The following is a 16252-nucleotide window of genomic DNA, read 5'->3' on the forward strand; positions in this document are numbered from 1 at the left end:
ACGACAAAATCATTTGTTTTAAAAATGGGCTTATTTTACCACTAATTTACGGGTAATGGTATGGTTGTTCTCTGTTACCTGAAGTACATAAACCCCGGGAATCAATCTAGATATGTTCAATTGGGTGTTCAAGATTTTCTCGGTGAGGACCACTTCCCCGAAAACATCATATACAATGATTTCTTTTCTTCCGTTCTTTTTGGTATTTATGTAAACGACATCTTCGAAAGCAGGATTGGGATAAAGTTTAAATCCTGGGATTTCCATATTTTTAACAAAGGCATAATCCACAGGTTCTTGTGCAAAAAGTGCAATAGAGGACACCATAAATAGGAGTAGGTAGAGTTTTTTCATTGGTATTGATTTGGGATCAACACTATAAAGATACTGAAAGAGGATACTTACAAAATAGAAATGTTGTGAAATTCGATTAAATGTAGGTCAATGAATCAAACTACGTGTTTCGTCGATGATTTATGCAGTTCATCGAATGTGGTTTTTGGGGTGTTAGGGTGTATTTTCCGAATAACTATTTAATAATCAGCTTTCTGGTGGCTATTTTATTTTTTTCAAAAACACGAAGTACATATACTCCGGCATCCAATTCGGAAACATTCAATTCTTCCCTAAGTAATGTAGTTTCCATAACCTGCGTTCCCAACACATCAAAAATCAGTATTTTTTTCGGGGCTTTTTCTTTGGTAACAATGTAGACTTTGCCGTTTGTGACGGGGTTGGGGTATAATTTAAAGCCCATAATATCCCCGTTTGGCTTTGCATCCTGTGCATAGCCTAAAGAAATAAAAAGAAAAAAGAATACAACGTAAAGTTTCTTCATATAAATACTTATCGCAAACGGTATGCCACAAATATAATAATATATGTAACCCATGATTGGAGTAGAAGTATGATTCCTATAAAAGATCGATGAAATGCACAATATTTTTCTTGGATGAACGGAGTATTGACAAATGGTAAGTTAAACGTTATGATAACGTTACCAATATGAACCCTTTTTAAACCTTTCATTGTAATAGTATTATCTTTACTTTTATGCATGTAATGAATCTATCGAACAAATGAAAAAGAAAGATCTAAAAATCTTATTGATTGATGATGAACCTGATATCCTGGAAATTGTAGGGTATAATCTAAGCGCAGAGGGTTATCAGGTGTTTACGGCCAAAAATGGGGTAGAAGGTGTTGCCTTGGCAAAGAAAAAATTACCACATTTGATTATCCTAGATGTGATGATGCCGGAAATGGACGGTATTGAGGCTTGTGGGATCATTCGAAAGAGCCCAGGTCTAGAAAATACGATCATTACGTTCCTTACTGCCCGTGGGGAAGATTATTCCCAATTGGCTGGGTTCGATGCAGGTGCCGATGATTATATTACAAAGCCTATAAAACCAAAGGTATTGGTGAGTAAGGTAAAGGCGCTTTTAAGAAGGTTCAAAGAAGATACTTCAGCCGCCGAGGAGATTTTTAAAGTGGGCGATATTGTAATCAATCGTGAAGAATATAAGATTGTGAACAATGGTACCGAAATTATCTTGCCAAGAAAAGAGTTCGAATTGTTGTCGTTACTAACCTCAAAACCGAACAAGGTTTTTAAAAGAGAGGTTATCTTGAATAAGGTTTGGGGCAATGAAGTTGTCGTAGGTGGGCGAACCATAGACGTACACATTAGGAAATTGCGCGAAAAAATCGGGGATGAACACTTTAAGACCGTTAAAGGCGTAGGCTATAAGTTTGTGCTCTAATGGCTGCCGATTTAAAAAAATCCTACCGATTTGCGTTAAGGTCGGCGTGTTATATCACCATTTGCACTACTTTGCTACTAGCATTTCTTTTATGGCTTTTTAAAGTCGAATATTTGTTGCTGTTAGGGTTATTTTCGATATGCGTGTTTATATGTACTTTCATTATACTTCAACTTCGGATAGAAAGATTCATTTATCGCAGGATAAAAAAAATATATGATGATGTGGCCCTTTTAGAATCGACCAATTTTGGTTCGGGTCCCATAACTACCGATATGAAAACGCTTACAGCGGAAATTGAAAAGTTCGCTAAAGACAAAAAAATCGAAATAGATACCCTTAATATCCGAGAGGCTTATAGAAAGGATTTTCTCGGTAATATCTCCCATGAATTAAAAACGCCACTTTTTACTGTTCAAGGTTACATTTTAACTTTGTTGGACGGGGCGATGGATGATAAGAATGTACGCCGAAAGTATTTACAAAGGGCCAATAAGGGGGTAGAACGTCTTATTTATATTGTAAAGGACCTGGATATGATCACCAAACTCGAAGTTGGGGAATTAAATCTGGAATTTGTCGACTTCGATATCATTGAACTTATCCAAAACGTCTTTGATCTATTTGAAATGAAGGCGGCCAAAAAGAAAATCGTATTGACCTTCGATATGGATTATAAAGAACCGATAATGGTACACGCCGATCGGGATAAGATCCAACAGGTGTTGACCAATTTATTGGTGAACTCCATAAAATACGGACAAGAAAACGGTACCACGGAAGTTAGTGTCGAAAATTTGATAAAAAATAAGGTCATTGTACGCGTCACCGACAATGGTGAAGGTATTGCCCCACATCATATTCCAAGATTGTTCGAGCGGTTTTATCGGGTAGACCAAAGCGGGAGCAGGGCAGAAGGTGGGTCCGGTCTGGGACTTTCCATAGTTAAGCACATTATCGAAGTACACGGAGAAAAGATTTATGTAGAGAGTGAAGAAGGTGTAGGTTCGGAGTTTTCCTTTACTTTGGAAAAAAGCCATTCTGAAAACGAGGCTTAATTTGGTTTTCCCAAATACTATTTTACTAGATTTGCCGCTGGAATAAATTCAATATGCCGTGGGGAGCAAGAACAAGTTAAAGAGATTTAGGGAGAACGAGACGTTCAAAAATGTGGTTCAGCCCAATCGTAAGGAAATTGAGGAAGGGATCTTTACCCTTAAAGATAATTGGAGCGATCATTTTGGGAATGACAATCCGATAGTGCTAGAGCTGGGTTGCGGTAAAGGTGAATACACCCTTGGTCTGGCCCGTATGTATCCGAATAAGAATTTTATCGGTATCGATATAAAGGGAGCCCGTTTGTGGAGAGGGGCAAAGACCGCTATTGAAGAAGAGATGGGTAATGTTGCCTTTGTTCGTACGCAAATAGAACTCATTGATCAGATATTCGGTAAAAATGAGGTTTCCGAAATATGGATTACCTTCCCTGACCCCCAAATAAAATATAAAAGGACTAAGCATAGAATGACCAATGAGGTTTTTCTAAAAAAATATGCGGAGGTATTAATGGATAATGGACTCATGCATTTAAAAACGGATAGTGAGTTTATGCACGGGTATACATTAGGGCTTTTGCACGGTACCGGTCGGGAAGTAATCTATGCGAACCACGATGTATATAAGAATGAAGGAAGCCCAAAAGAAGTGTTATCTATTCAGACTTTCTACGAAAAGCAGTATCTTGAACAGGGAAAACCAATCACCTATATCAAGTTTAGGATAAACTAACCCATGCAACACCTTCTAATTCTATTTTTCGCAACATTTTCGGCTGCTTTCATGGCTACGGTTCCTCCGGGCCTTTTGAATATGAATGCTGCAAAGACCAGTGTTGAAAAAGGAAAATTGAATGGTGTGATCTTTAGTCTTGGTGTATCGACCATGATTATGATACAGGCGGTAATAGCGGTTTATATTTCCAAATATTTACATAGAAACCCGACCGTAGTTGAGGTTTTGCTTAAAATAGCCGTTCTCGTATTCGCTTTTTTGGCCATTTATTTTTTTATGGCTGCCAAGAACAATAAAAAGAAGGTCATTAAAGAAGTTAATATTAGTAAAAGAAATAGCTTCTTTAAAGGAATGTTGTTGGCGGCCATTAATTTGTTGACCATACCTTATTACAGCGGGCTCAATATCATGTGGAATGCTTCCGGATGGATAAAATTCGAAGTATGGGATATCGTTGTCTTTGTTTTGGCCGCAGGCGGAGGTACTTTTTCAGTCCTTTATATGTACACGGTGTATTTCAATAAATTGGAGAACAAGACCGACCGATTTTCAAGGAATTCCAATTATATTCTAAGTATATTGATGGTGGTGCTTTTGTTGATCACCATCTACAGAATCTTTAATCGATGAAAACCGATAACAGCAATTTTTTTCACAGGGTATATGAAGTGGCAAAACTCATCCCTTATGGTAGGGTTACCTCATATGGTGCCATTGCCAAATACCTTGGTGCCGCCCGTAGTGCGAGAATGGTTGGTTGGGCAATGAACGGGTCGCATAATATGCCAGATGTGCCGGCTCACCGTGTTGTGAATAAAACTGGGTTGCTTACGGGAAAGCATCATTTTGACGGTACAAACCTTATGCAACAACTGCTCGAAAGTGAGGGTGTACAGGTTGTGGACAATCAAATCGTCGATTTTGAAAAATATTTTTGGGATCCATATAAGGAGTTGGGATAATACCACAGGAATCATCCCCGGCTTCGCTCCACTTTTCAATGTAATAACTTTAGCTTCTCGGCCTTAAGGCGTATCTTTGTTGTTTAGAATGAATTTATTTTAAGAACAATAATCGCTATGAAATTGAATAAGCAAGATATCTTAAAAGCTCTGGAAATGATTACCGTTCCGGGAGAAGGTAAGAACATGGTAGAGAGTGGTGCAGTAAAGAATGTACAGATTTTCGGAGATGAGGTTGAAGTGGATATTACCATTAATAATCCAAGTCTACAAGCACGTAAAAAAACCGAAGTCGAAATTCTTAAGATAATTCATCAAGAAGTATATGAAAAGGCCAAAATAAAAGTAAACCTAAAGGTTGATGCTCCTGCAAATCCGAAGGTAAATGAAATAAAAGGGAAACCAATTCCTGGCATCCAAAATATTATAGCCGTAGCCTCAGGTAAAGGTGGGGTAGGTAAATCTACCGTAACTGCCAATCTTGCCGTTACCCTATCAAAAATGGGCTTTAAAGTAGGCTTGTTAGATGCCGATATTTATGGGCCTTCTATGCCGATAATGTTCGATGTTGCCCAAGAGAAACCTTTGGCGGTTACTATCGATGGCAAGTCAAAAATGAAACCGGTAGAGAATTATGGGGTGCAATTATTATCCATAGGATTCTTTACAGATGCCAATCAGGCCGTTATATGGAGGGGCCCAATGGCCGCTAAGGCACTGAACCAGATGATTTTCGATGCACACTGGGGCAATCTAGATTTCTTGTTGATCGATTTACCTCCGGGAACCGGGGATATTCACTTGAGTATTATGCAGGCCATGCCTGTAACCGGTGCTGTGGTGGTTAGTACGCCCCAAGAGGTAGCCCTTGCCGATGCACGTAAGGGAGTGGCGATGTTCCAACAAGAAACCATTAATGTACCTGTATTGGGTGTTGTTGAAAATATGGCCTATTTTACACCCGCGGAATTACCTGACAATAAATATTATATCTTTGGTAAGGAAGGTGCCAAGAATTTGGCAACGGATTTGAATGTACCTTTCTTGGGAGAAGTTCCTTTGGTACAAAGTATTCGTGAAGCAGGTGATGTTGGCCGTCCGGCAGCATTACAGGAGTCTACCCCAATTGCAACTGCATTTGAGGATATTACCAAGAACGTTGTTCAGGAATTGGTAAATAGAAATGAAAACATGCCTCCTACCGAGGCTATAAAGATAACGACCATGGCCGGTTGTTCTACAGCTAAATAGAAATGCCTATGAATTCGGATGAATTAAAAATCAATATTGAAAAAGCCTTAGAGGAAATCCGTCCGTTTCTTCAAAGTGACGGGGGCGATATTGAGTTGATTTCAATAGATAATGACACTTCTGTAAAAGTAAGGTTACAAGGGGCCTGTGTGGGCTGCAGTGTTAATCAGATGACCCTGAAAAGCGGGGTAGAGATGACCATAAAGAAATATGCCCCACAAATTGAAGAGGTCATTAATATAGATTAGTTCATCGTTATATTGAATTTCTAAATTCTCGCTTGATAGGTGAAGAGGTTAAAGTACCTGCCTTCTTTTGCTATAAGTTCATCATGGGTTCCCTGTTCGGCAATCTCACCGTTTTCTATAACCAAGATTTGATTGGCCTTCCTAATCGTACTCAATCTGTGTGCGATAACAAACGTTGTACGCCCTTCGGTTAGTTTGGCTAAACTTTTTTGGATCAGGGCTTCACTTTCAGTATCCAAATTAGAGGTAGCTTCATCCAATATCAATATTCTCGGATCGGCAAGTACGGCCCTGGCAATTGCGATTCGTTGGCGTTGCCCACCTGAAAGTTTAATTCCACGCTCTCCGATCAACGTATCGAGTCCGTCATCAAAACGATCGGTGAATTCATTAACATAGGCAGCATTTACCGCACTCTGTAGTTCTTCTTCACTTGCATTGGGCCTTGGGAACAAAATATTCTCACGAATAGTGCCTTCGAACAAGAAATCGTCTTGTAATACCACACCTAGGTTTTGGCGAAAACTATTGAGATCTACTTGGGCCATATCTTTTCCGTCAATCGTAATAGTACCGGATTGTGGGTTAAGGAAACTAGCGGCTAAACCGGCAATGGTACTTTTTCCGGAACCCGAACTCCCGACCAAAGCCACCACCGATCCGGATTTTACCTCAAACGATATACCATGCAACACTTCCTTGTCTTCCTCATAAGCGAAAGAAACATTCTCAAAAGCCATGTCACCCTTTACTTTGTCCAGAACAATTGTTCGTTGCTCTTCATCGGCCTCGGGAGCCATGTTCATCAATTCTTCCGTACGGTCTAGCCCAGCAAGGGCTTCGGTCAGCTGACTTCCTATATTGCTCATTTGAACGATAGGCGCAACCATAGTTCCCAATAATACGGTGAACATTAATAAATCCCCTATACTCAGTTCGCCTTGCATGATCTTATAGCCACCAAAACCCATTACACCCGTGGTTGCCAAACCGATCAAAAAGGTTGATGAACTGGTCATAAACGCTGTAGTGGTCAGGCTTTTCTTTACATTCTGGAATAATTCATCCACACCGGCTTCAAATACTTTATGCTCCTGTTCTTCGGCATTAAACCCTTTGATAACACGAATGCCGCCCAAGGTTTCGGTCAATCGTCCTTTTACCTCTGCGTTGATCTTACCGCGATTTCGAAATATGGGGCGAATTATTTTAAATGCTTTTAGGGCTATTATTCCAAAAATGGTCAACGGGACAAAAGTAAATAGTGTCATGCTCGGACTGATCCTAAGCAATAAGACCAAAGAAACGATAGCAGTGATTATTCCACCAACGAGCTGAACCAAACCTGTGCCGATGAGGTTCCTGACCCCTTCAACATCAGACATGATACGGGAAACCAAAGCCCCCGATTTGGCATTGTCGAAGTAACTGATCGGTAGCGAAAGCACTTTTTTCTGTACTTGTGCCCTTAATTCCGAAATCATATATTGAGCCTGTACACTTAGGATCTTGGTCAATAAAAATGAGGTGACCGCCTGGACAAGAATTGCCAGAATAACAACAATCACCAACACTTTAAGCATTTCCACATCATTGTTGGCAATAACGTCATCGATTAAATATTTAGAGGCAACAGGTGTTACAAAGCTTGCTGCCCTACTTATGACAATCAGTAAAAGACCAATGAAAACGAGATTACGTCTTGGCCAAATAATTGTTTTAAAGGCAGTTAGGATACTTACTTTTTTTTCGGGCATAGGTGTTTTGTTTGGTATTTTGCCAACTTCAATCTTTTTTTTCCTGCAAAACTTTCGCAAGTTACTTCAATTCTTAAGATTTGAGAGAATCTAGAATAGGTTTTGATATTGATGCGATGTATCGATAAAGGTTTTTATATTTGAGTTCAGGATTTCTATCGTATGCTTAAAAAAACATTTTTTCTTTTTCTATTGGTGTCATTTTATTCCAATGCCCAACAGCAGTTTTATGAACTCCGTGATTATGTTACCGATAGTGCCGATGTATTTACTCCCGATCAAGTATTGGATTTAAATCAACGTTTGTCGGATTTTGAAGAAAAAACCACAAATCAGTTTGTAGTGGTTACTATTGAGGAATTGGGTTTTGATACTATTGAATCTTATGCCAATGGACTTTTCAATCAAAACGGAATCGGTCAAAAAGGTAAGGACAATGGTTTGCTTATATTGTTTTCAGAAAGCGATAGGGAAGTGAGAATAGAAGTAGGATATGGGTTGGAGCCTTATATCACAGATGCCGTGGCCTCAAGAATCATTAGAAATACTATGATTCCCAATTTCAAAGAGGGGGATTATTTTAAAGGCGTTAATGAAGCATCGAACCAACTGATCCAGTTTTTGAATGACCCCGATGCATTGGCCGAATTTAAACAGGAAATAGAGGATGACGGGAAGAAAGGCCAATTTATCAGCTATGTATTTATGGGTATCTTCCTATTGATTTTCATTTCTGTAGGCGGATTTTTTTTCTTTAAAACCTATAAAAATATCATAGAAGTTTTCAGGGGTATTTTTATGGGTAAATTGGGGGTGGTCCCCGGATTGTTCATGCTTATTGCAGGGTCTTTTTCTAGCGTGTTTAGTTTGGTCTTTGTAATCGTTCCCCTAGTTGTTGTTTCCAGTATTTATGAGCCTGACCGCGTTCTTTTGGCAAAACCATTTGACGAACCTTCTGTTTTATTTTGGCTTCTAGTGCCTTTCTTTGGCATAGCCGCGATCATAGCCTTTGTAAAACTTAAAATTTCCGGCAAAGAAGACTTGAGTATATCTTGGTTAAAAAATGATGAAACATATTATAGGAAAACATTCTCTTCTTCTGGAACGCATTCATTTAGTTCTGGTTCATCTGGTGGTAGTTCCGGTTCGTTCTCCGGTGGCGGAGGCAGTTCTGGTGGTGGCGGGGCTAGTGGAAGCTGGTGAAAATCGGTTACATTTATAAATCCAAAGGAATATTCAATAAAAGAACATCTATGAAAAGAATTATTTGCTTGTTGTCATGTATATTGATTGTGGCTTGTAAGACAGAAAATCGAAACGATACCGAATTGGAAAGGTGGGAGGCGCAAGCGACTAATGTTGAGATTATACGCGATAACTTTGGGGTTCCCCACATTTATGGTAAGACCGATGCCGATGCTGTTTTCGGTTTGTTATATGCACAATGCGAGGATGATTTTAACCGAGTGGAGCAAAATTATATTTGGGCCACTGGCCGATTGGCCGAAATAGAGGGGAAAGATGCCCTTTATAGTGACCTTCGTGCCAAATTGTTCATGACCGAAGAAGAGGCCAAGGCCAATTATGAGAATAGTCCGGAATGGTTAAAGAAACTATGTGATGCTTTTGCCGATGGAATAAATTATTATTTACATACACACCCAGAAGTGCAACCTAGATTATTGACCCATTTTGAACCATGGATGCCTATGTATTTCAGTGAAGGTTCTATCGGAGGTGATATTGAACGTATTTCCACTTCAAAAATAAAGGCCTTTTATGAAAGTGGTATGCAGATTCCTGAATCAGAGGAACTGCAAATAAAAAAGGAAAAGGAAATGGCCGAACCACAGGGTTCTAACGGAATAGCCATTTCAGGGAAGTTGACAAGATCCGGTAATGCAATGCTTCTTATTAATCCACATACCTCGTTTTATTTTCGGGGTGAAGTACATGTGGTCAGTGAAGAAGGACTCAATGCTTACGGCGCGGTTACATGGGGACAATTTTTCGTTTATCAAGGCTTTAATGAAAAAACCGGTTGGATGCATACCTCTACCTATACCGATGTAATGGACGAATTTAAGGAGTCTATTGTTAAAATCGGAGACAACCTCCTTTACCAATATGGGGAAGAATTGCGGCCTGTAAAGGAATCCGGGATAACCTTGAAATATAAAGAGGGCGATGCCATAAAGGAGAAAACCTTTCCAGCATATCATACGCACCATGGCCCTATTACCCACATGGTTGCTGGGCAATGGACGGCCTCTGCCATGATGTGGCAACCGGTCAAGGCCTTGGAGCAATCCTATATCAGAACCAAACAGGATGGTTATAAAGGATTTCGTGAAATGATGGATATTAGAACCAACTCATCCAACAATACCGTTTATGCCGATGCAGAAGGTAACATTGCTTATTATCATGGTAATTTCGTGCCTAAGCGAGATACGCAATTTGATTATTCCCAGCCTGTTGATGGTAGTAACCCTAAAACCGATTGGCAAGGTTTGCATACCGTAGAAGAGAATATCCTATTGCTTAATCCTGAAAACGGTTGGCTTCAAAATTGTAATTCAACACCTTTTACGGCTGCGATGGAGTTTAGTCCTAAAAAAGAAAATTATCCCGATTATATGTCAATTGACCGGGAGAACTTTCGGGGCGTACACGCCATAAACCTTCTAAAGGATAAAAAAGACTTTACTTTGGACAGCTTGATCGATTTAGCCCATGATCCTTATTTGCCCGCTTTTGAGAAATTGATTCCGGCCTTGATCAAGACTTATGATGAACAGCAAGAAAAACATCCTGGTCTAGGGGAAGCTATCGATGTTTTGCGTAAGTGGGATTTTAAAACGTCTAAAGAATCAAAAGCCATGACCTTGGCTCATTACTTCGGTACTGAAGTTTTAAATTGGAGAAGTTCGGTTATGATGGAAAACAAACCTACCCAAATGGAATTGTTCGATCAATTAAAAAAGTACGTTCCAAAAGAGGAAATTCTGAATCTATTCGATTCGGTAATATCCGGATTGGAAAAAGATTTTGGTACTTGGGAAATGTCATGGGGAGAAGTGAACCGTTATCAACGAATTAATGGAGCTATTCGCCAACCTTTTGATGATGCTAAACCCAGTATTCCGATCGGGTTCGCCTCCGGACGTTGGGGGGCATTGGCGGCTTACGGGGCTAGGTATACCAATAATACCAAGAAAATATATGGTACACGGGGCAATAGTTTTGTTGCCGTAGTGGAATTTGGTGAAAAGGTAAAGGCCAAAAGTATTTTGGCCGGTGGGCAGAGTGGTGATCCCAATTCGCCTCATTTCAATGATCAGGCCCAACGGTATGCTGATATGCAGTTCAAAGAGGTTTCTTTTTATAAGGCTGATGTATTGAAGAACTCAAAAGAGACTTATAAGCCAGGTGAAAAGAGGTAATCACCGTATTTATCTAAGGAATTGTTATGAATACAGCATGATTAAAAATATAGAAATCGACCGTAGACAATACAAATGTATCTAGTGGTATGTTTTTAGTGATTTAATGGATATCTTCCAAAAATGAATACGTCAAAAATGGCTTATTAAGAAGTAGTTCAAATCTGACTATAATGCAACAAGAAAAAGCTCTGGCTCTTTTAAAATCGGGCAAAAATGTTTTCCTTACCGGTTCTGCCGGTACAGGAAAGACTTATGTGCTCAATAAATATATCTCTTATTTAAAGGAGCGTAAGGTGCCTGTGGCAATTACCGCATCTACGGGGATTGCCGCTACCCACATGAATGGAATGACCATACATTCATGGGCGGGATTTGGGATTAAGGAAAGATTGACCAGGGCCAATTTGGTGACCATGCGTACGAAGAAGTATCTTAAAAAACATTTGGAAGAGTCCATGATCCTTATCATTGATGAGATTTCAATGTTGCATAAAAACCAATTGGATATGGTCGATGAGGTGCTTCGTTTTTTTAAAGAGGACAATCGGGCTTTCGGGGGTATTCAGATTGTTTTATGTGGCGACTTTTTCCAATTACCTCCTATTGGAAATTACGATGAGAAAAGTAAGGACAAATTTTCATTCATGTCCCAGGCATGGCTTTCTGCAGATTTAAAAATCTGTTATTTGACCGAGCAATATCGCCAAGAAGAAGATAATGTCCTAAACGGAATCTTAGGTGAGATTAGATCGGCAAATATTTCACCTAGAAGTATAGAACTACTTAAAAAAGCGGGGACAAATGTTTTGGATAAAAAGGAAACACCGACCAAATTGTTTACCCATAATGCCGATGTAGACCAGCTGAATAATATAGAACTGGATAAATTGACAGGACGTGCCAGAAAGTTCAAGGCCTCTACCAAAGGCAATAAAAAGTTGGTAGAGACTTTGAAGAAATCCGTTTTGGCCCATGAGCTTCTTGAGTTAAAGATAGATGCTAAGGTCATGTTCGTCCGCAATAATCCTGAGCAAGGCTATGTAAATGGCACTTTGGGCACGGTTATCGATTTTACTGACGAGGGATTTCCTATTGTAATGACATTCGATAAAAAGCGAATAACCGTAAAACAAGAGACTTGGGGCATACATGACGATTTTGGTAAGGTGTTGGCAAGCTTGGATCAAATACCGCTGCGATTGGCATGGGCCATTACCGTTCATAAATGTCAGGGTATGACTTTGGACAGCGCATTGATAGATCTATCGAAAACCTTTGAAAGAGGGCAGGGTTATGTTGCACTTTCCCGATTAAGGGATATTGAAAATTTACAACTTTCAGGATTTAATGAAATGGCCCTAAAGGTTGATGGATTGGCGCTTAAGGCCGATTTACGTTTTCAGGAACTTTCACAAATCGTAGATGACGAGAATGATTTTGAATCTTTGGAAGTGGAAACGAAGGATTTTATAAAGGCCTGTGGTGGACTTACGAATATTGAGGAAATAAAAAAACACGCCAAAAAACTGAATGGGAAGAAGGTAAAAAAACAATCTACCTATGAAGTTACCTTGGGATATTTAAAACAAAAAATGCTATTGGAAAAAATCGCAGAAGAACGTGGATTGTCACAAGGGACCATTGCTGGTCATTTAATCCGATTGCGAAAAGATTTTCCGAACGAAGATCTTGATTTTTACAAACCGGATGCTGTATTGTTAGAAAAGGTCGCGAAAGCCAAAAAGAAACTAAAAGAGGATTCCACAAGTTTAAAACCGCTACATACTGCACTCAATGGAAAAGTTGATTATGAGGATATTAAATTGGCATTGGCTTTTTTGTAGATGAAAGAAATGTGTTGTGCAGTGAGCGCTGTAACCTAATTACCAATGGTTCGTGAATCAAGGACTACCCAAGACTACTCTTTTGTAATGATCAAAGTAGCTTTAGAGCCTTCTGACAATAGCCATTTGTTAGAGTAAATAAGGTTTCCTAGATCATCATAAACATCTACTTGTGCGGTATTAGGGCTGGCGGATCCTTCATTAAGTGCTTCAAAATCCAAACGGTTAAAACCTTTTTCCAAGTCTACGTTTATTCCTTTATAGCTGGCGGTTAAAAGCACATTGTAGTCTACGATTTCGCCGTTCATTGAGATTTTTACCCGGTCACCATCAACATATTCATGGTCACGACAAACGATACCTACGAATTTTCCATTGTTTTTGATATCTCCCAAATATTGATCCCCGAATTTTTCTTTTGATCCACCCTGTTGTTCCGAACGGCCAACTTTTGGATCGATCTTCAAATCATGGCCTGCTTGTAGCATTCCATTATCAAGATTCATATTAACCGGTACGGTCGTCAATGAGTCCCTAAGATTAAAATTTGGTTTTGGGTCGATAATAGATGGTATGTTCAACGCAGCTCCTTGCGATGTATTATTGTTGTTGTCAGGGGTGGTCATGGCACCTATTTCCAAAGGGGTGGTATTTGGAATATCGGTCTGTGCGGCCATGTTCAAAGACAGCATCACTAAAAAAGCAAAAAATAGTACAGGCCTTATCTTCATTGTTGTTATACCGTAAATTTTGGAATAAAGATAGCAATTACCCTGCCATAGGGACTTAAAGGCCTGTTAATTTCGTTAAGTTGTTTATCGGTATGTGTGATAATTATCTTGATAGATTATCGAAAGGGTTTAATTTACGGCTTGCAATTGTTGCATGAATGCCTTGTAATTTGAATTGTTGGGGTAATATTGAATCAGTCGTTCACCAATTTCTTTGGCCTTCTGGGTTTCCCCATATTTAGAATAGAAAAAAGCCAAGGTGTATAATAAGTCTTCATTTGTGGGGGCAACTTCCAGTCCTTTCAACAATGTATTTTTGGCTTTAACCCGTTCATTTCCCTTGTCATAAAGTAAACTCAGATTATAATATGCCCGCATGTTTTGTGGCATATATTCAATGGCTTTCCCAAGCTCAGAAATCGCTTCTTTATTTCTTCCTTGTTCGGCCAATAAAAGGGCTAAAGAATAATAAGTTGGGCCGTATGTCGGTTCTTGGTCTATTATGGTTTTAAATGCACTTTCAGCTTTTTCCATTTCTCCATTTCTATAATAAAGATTGGCCAAACTGGTTCTGACCATATTGTTCAAGGGATCCATTTCCAATGCTTTTTCATAGTTTACTATTGCCTGTGCCAAGTCGCCTTGTTTAAGGTAATAACTGGCTTTTTTTGCCAATCCCCCAACAAAATCGGAAGTAGCGTTCAAGTAGGAGGTAAATTCTTCCTTCACTCTGGTATATACTGTTTTATAGGATGCCGGAATTTGATTTTCCTTTAGGTCGCCCAAGGCATAAAAGGCCTTAACACGTACCGATCTTTTTGGGTCTTTCAATAAAGGGTATAGGTAACTGGCATATTCCGTTGTGTTGATATTGCTTAAAACGTCTAGGGTTGCACCTCTGACCATAGGGGAGGAGTCCTCTAAAAAGGTCATTAGGTCGTTCAGGTCGTTCGCATTGATATAATATTGAATTCCGTTTATCGCGGATGCCCGTGCGATTTCAGGCTGAAGGGTGTCATGCATTAGTTTTAAAAGGGCTTTCTTACCATCTGGGTCGCCGTGAAGGCCCGGTGCCAATAATTCGGAAAAGTGTTCATAATCCGGCTCGCCGTACTGTTCTTTGAAAGCTGCCCAGGCCCATTCATTGTCCTTGTCCTTATGGCAGCCAACGCAGGCATTCGGGGTATCATATTTTAGGCTTAAATCGGGTCTCGGGATCCTAAAGCTATGATCTCTTCTAAAATCATTACCCATATAATAACGCCCGGGCATATGGCAGTTTATGCATTGTCCACTTTCAGAATCCACTTCATGAAAATGATGCTCTGGAGTATCGTATTTATCAGGAAAATGGCATTGGGCACATAAGTCGTTCCCTTTAAACTTTAATTCTAGGGAATGTGAATTATGGCAATCGGAACATTTTACATTATTCTGGTACATTTTACTTTGTACAAAGGAACCATAGACATAATCTTCATCCAGAATTTGGCCATCTGTGAAATAGAACCTGTCGTTAATCAATTGCGGATAGTAATGGTCTAGCATAGTCCCCTCGAAATTGAACTGTTCCGAGATTTGCTCCCTGCGCATATGGCATCTGGCGCATTGATCCACCAGTTCTTTGGGTTTCGTTTTTGCGGTCATCTGCATGGTGCCCATGGCCTTGTAATTCTCCCCTAGTCGGGTAGCTTGATCTACATGCTCTTTTCCAGGTCCGTGACAGGCTTCACAGCTAACATTGATCAAGGCATATTTGGTGTCAAAGGATTTGGTCTTCGGATCGTAATTCTTCCTAACATTGGTCGAATGGCAATCGGAACACATGGTATTCCAGTTAAGTCCGCCCCGGGACCAATGCAACCACTCTGAGTGAACTACCTTAAAATCGGGGTATAGGTCAAACCATTTGTTCTTTTTTGAGTCCCACGCAGTTCTAAGACATTGGTATCTGCCTTTTGGAAATTCAACGATATATTGTTGTAAAGGGGTAAGCCCGAAAGTGTAGATTATTTTATACTCATGGTACTTTCCATCGGGGCCTTCCGTATTCACGAAAAAATCATCTCCTTTGGTATAAAACCTTGATGTAACCCCCTGACTTGTGAATTTTTCTCCTTTGAAATCGGCCAATATGGTTTCCCTGTTGGCTAATTGCATAGCTTTATCGTGATGGGACCCTTCCCAATCTTTATACTCTTTGGCATGACATTTTTTACAAGCATCATCCCCCAAAAAATCAGCATCGGGAATCTGATCGGTCGATGCAAAAATATCGCCCAGGTTTTCAGGGGGAATTTCAACGTACTCCGGGTTTTTGTCCTCTTTACAGGATATAAAACCTATTAGGGCGAGTATTGTAATTATGCGAAAAAAAATGTTCATTGTATAAAGCATACTATTGAAGAAAAGAAATAATGTAAATCCTAATTTTGTTTTGGGGTTTTCTATCA

Annotated in this window: 15 protein-coding genes; 10 read left to right on the plus strand and 5 right to left on the minus strand. The window is 39.6% G+C overall.

Annotated elements, in window-relative coordinates; genetic code table 11:
- Nucleotides 1-30 precede the first annotated feature (30 nt).
- Together R3X28_RS03925 and R3X28_RS03930 are read right to left on the minus strand one after the other, a co-directional pair.
- Nucleotides 31-354 (minus strand): T9SS type A sorting domain-containing protein, encoded by a 324-nt coding sequence (locus R3X28_RS03925; RefSeq protein WP_317662549.1) that lies wholly within the window; start codon nucleotides 352-354, stop codon nucleotides 31-33.
- A 175-nt stretch (nucleotides 355-529) separates the two neighbouring features.
- A complete protein-coding gene (locus tag R3X28_RS03930; protein WP_154363045.1) occupies nucleotides 530-838 on the minus strand; it encodes a T9SS type A sorting domain-containing protein in 309 nt (102 codons plus the stop codon).
- Between the two features lie 241 nt (nucleotides 839-1079).
- On the opposite strand from R3X28_RS03930, the gene R3X28_RS03935 reads away from it, so the two are divergent.
- The 7 genes from R3X28_RS03935 (at nucleotide 1080) to R3X28_RS03965 (ending at nucleotide 6018) form a co-directional block, all read left to right on the plus strand.
- A complete protein-coding gene (locus R3X28_RS03935; protein ID WP_317662551.1) occupies nucleotides 1080-1766 on the plus strand; it encodes a response regulator transcription factor in 687 nt (228 codons plus the stop codon).
- Nucleotides 1766-2824: a sensor histidine kinase gene (locus tag R3X28_RS03940; RefSeq protein WP_154363042.1), complete on the plus strand. Its 1059-nt coding sequence runs from the start codon at nucleotides 1766-1768 to the stop codon at nucleotides 2822-2824. The genes R3X28_RS03935 and R3X28_RS03940 overlap by 1 nt, the downstream gene beginning before the upstream one ends.
- Before the next feature lie 58 nt (nucleotides 2825-2882).
- Nucleotides 2883-3554 carry a tRNA (guanosine(46)-N7)-methyltransferase TrmB gene (trmB, locus tag R3X28_RS03945; RefSeq protein ID WP_317662554.1) on the plus strand — a complete coding sequence of 224 codons (672 nt, stop codon included), beginning with the start codon at nucleotides 2883-2885 and terminating at the stop codon, nucleotides 3552-3554.
- Nucleotides 3555-3557: 3 nt separating this feature from the next.
- Nucleotides 3558-4187 carry a LysE family translocator gene (locus R3X28_RS03950; protein WP_317662556.1) on the plus strand — a complete coding sequence of 210 codons (630 nt, stop codon included), beginning with the start codon at nucleotides 3558-3560 and terminating at the stop codon, nucleotides 4185-4187.
- Nucleotides 4184-4519 carry an MGMT family protein gene (locus R3X28_RS03955; protein ID WP_317662558.1) on the plus strand — a complete coding sequence of 112 codons (336 nt, stop codon included), beginning with the start codon at nucleotides 4184-4186 and terminating at the stop codon, nucleotides 4517-4519. Before R3X28_RS03950 ends, R3X28_RS03955 begins: the two co-directional genes overlap by 4 nt.
- 117 nt (nucleotides 4520-4636) lie before the next feature.
- Entirely contained in the window at nucleotides 4637-5770 is a 1134-nt protein-coding gene (locus R3X28_RS03960) for an Mrp/NBP35 family ATP-binding protein (protein WP_154363034.1), read from the plus strand.
- Between the two features lie 8 nt (nucleotides 5771-5778).
- Entirely contained in the window at nucleotides 5779-6018 is a 240-nt protein-coding gene (locus tag R3X28_RS03965; RefSeq protein ID WP_154363032.1) for a NifU family protein, read from the plus strand.
- A 20-nt stretch (nucleotides 6019-6038) separates the two neighbouring features.
- Here the strand turns inward: R3X28_RS03965 and R3X28_RS03970 are convergent, their stop codons facing one another.
- Complete coding sequence (locus tag R3X28_RS03970) at nucleotides 6039-7775, minus strand: ABC transporter ATP-binding protein (protein ID WP_317662561.1); 1737 nt, start codon at nucleotides 7773-7775, stop codon at nucleotides 6039-6041.
- A gap of 162 nt (nucleotides 7776-7937) precedes the next feature.
- Between R3X28_RS03970 and R3X28_RS03975 the strand changes: the two genes are divergently transcribed.
- The 3 genes from R3X28_RS03975 to R3X28_RS03985 all read left to right on the plus strand — a co-directional run bounded on the left by R3X28_RS03975 (nucleotide 7938) and on the right by R3X28_RS03985 (nucleotide 13068).
- Nucleotides 7938-8978: a TPM domain-containing protein gene (locus tag R3X28_RS03975; RefSeq protein WP_317662563.1), complete on the plus strand. Its 1041-nt coding sequence runs from the start codon at nucleotides 7938-7940 to the stop codon at nucleotides 8976-8978.
- Nucleotides 8979-9028: 50 nt separating this feature from the next.
- Entirely contained in the window at nucleotides 9029-11221 is a 2193-nt protein-coding gene (locus R3X28_RS03980) for an acylase (protein WP_317662565.1), read from the plus strand.
- Nucleotides 11222-11394: 173 nt separating this feature from the next.
- On the plus strand, nucleotides 11395-13068 hold the full coding sequence (locus R3X28_RS03985) for an AAA family ATPase (RefSeq protein ID WP_317662567.1): 1674 nt from the start codon (nucleotides 11395-11397) through the stop codon (nucleotides 13066-13068).
- A 74-nt stretch (nucleotides 13069-13142) separates the two neighbouring features.
- Here the strand turns inward: R3X28_RS03985 and R3X28_RS03990 are convergent, their stop codons facing one another.
- Together R3X28_RS03990 and R3X28_RS03995 are read right to left on the minus strand one after the other, a co-directional pair.
- Nucleotides 13143-13799 carry a hypothetical protein gene (locus R3X28_RS03990; protein WP_317662569.1) on the minus strand — a complete coding sequence of 219 codons (657 nt, stop codon included), beginning with the start codon at nucleotides 13797-13799 and terminating at the stop codon, nucleotides 13143-13145.
- Between the two features lie 129 nt (nucleotides 13800-13928).
- The gene (locus R3X28_RS03995; RefSeq protein ID WP_317662571.1) at nucleotides 13929-16184 is read right to left on the minus strand and encodes a tetratricopeptide repeat protein; all 2256 of its coding nucleotides are present in this window, start codon (nucleotides 16182-16184) and stop codon (nucleotides 13929-13931) included.
- Nucleotides 16185-16252 lie beyond the last annotated feature (68 nt).

It is taken from the genome of Maribacter sp. TH_r10, assembly GCF_033101095.1.
In the GTDB taxonomy this organism is placed as follows: domain Bacteria; phylum Bacteroidota; class Bacteroidia; order Flavobacteriales; family Flavobacteriaceae; genus Maribacter_A; species Maribacter_A luteus.

Excerpts from the sequence above, each read along its gene's own strand:
- R3X28_RS03925 (WP_317662549.1), bottom strand. The coding sequence starts at position 354 with ATGAAAAAACTCTACCTACTCCTATTTATGGTGTCCTCTATTGCACTT.
- R3X28_RS03930 (WP_154363045.1), bottom strand. The coding sequence starts at position 838 with ATGAAGAAACTTTACGTTGTATTCTTTTTTCTTTTTATTTCTTTAGGC.
- R3X28_RS03935 (WP_317662551.1), top strand. The coding sequence starts at position 1,080 with ATGAAAAAGAAAGATCTAAAAATCTTATTGATTGATGATGAACCTGAT.
- R3X28_RS03940 (WP_154363042.1), top strand. The coding sequence starts at position 1,766 with ATGGCTGCCGATTTAAAAAAATCCTACCGATTTGCGTTAAGGTCGGCG.
- R3X28_RS03950 (WP_317662556.1), top strand. The coding sequence starts at position 3,558 with ATGCAACACCTTCTAATTCTATTTTTCGCAACATTTTCGGCTGCTTTC.
- R3X28_RS03955 (WP_317662558.1), top strand. The coding sequence starts at position 4,184 with ATGAAAACCGATAACAGCAATTTTTTTCACAGGGTATATGAAGTGGCA.
- R3X28_RS03960 (WP_154363034.1), top strand. The coding sequence starts at position 4,637 with ATGAAATTGAATAAGCAAGATATCTTAAAAGCTCTGGAAATGATTACC.
- R3X28_RS03965 (WP_154363032.1), top strand. The coding sequence starts at position 5,779 with ATGAATTCGGATGAATTAAAAATCAATATTGAAAAAGCCTTAGAGGAA.
- R3X28_RS03970 (WP_317662561.1), bottom strand. The coding sequence starts at position 7,775 with ATGCCCGAAAAAAAAGTAAGTATCCTAACTGCCTTTAAAACAATTATT.
- R3X28_RS03975 (WP_317662563.1), top strand. The coding sequence starts at position 7,938 with ATGCTTAAAAAAACATTTTTTCTTTTTCTATTGGTGTCATTTTATTCC.
- R3X28_RS03980 (WP_317662565.1), top strand. The coding sequence starts at position 9,029 with ATGAAAAGAATTATTTGCTTGTTGTCATGTATATTGATTGTGGCTTGT.
- R3X28_RS03985 (WP_317662567.1), top strand. The coding sequence starts at position 11,395 with ATGCAACAAGAAAAAGCTCTGGCTCTTTTAAAATCGGGCAAAAATGTT.
- R3X28_RS03990 (WP_317662569.1), bottom strand. The coding sequence starts at position 13,799 with ATGAAGATAAGGCCTGTACTATTTTTTGCTTTTTTAGTGATGCTGTCT.
- R3X28_RS03995 (WP_317662571.1), bottom strand. The coding sequence starts at position 16,184 with ATGAACATTTTTTTTCGCATAATTACAATACTCGCCCTAATAGGTTTT.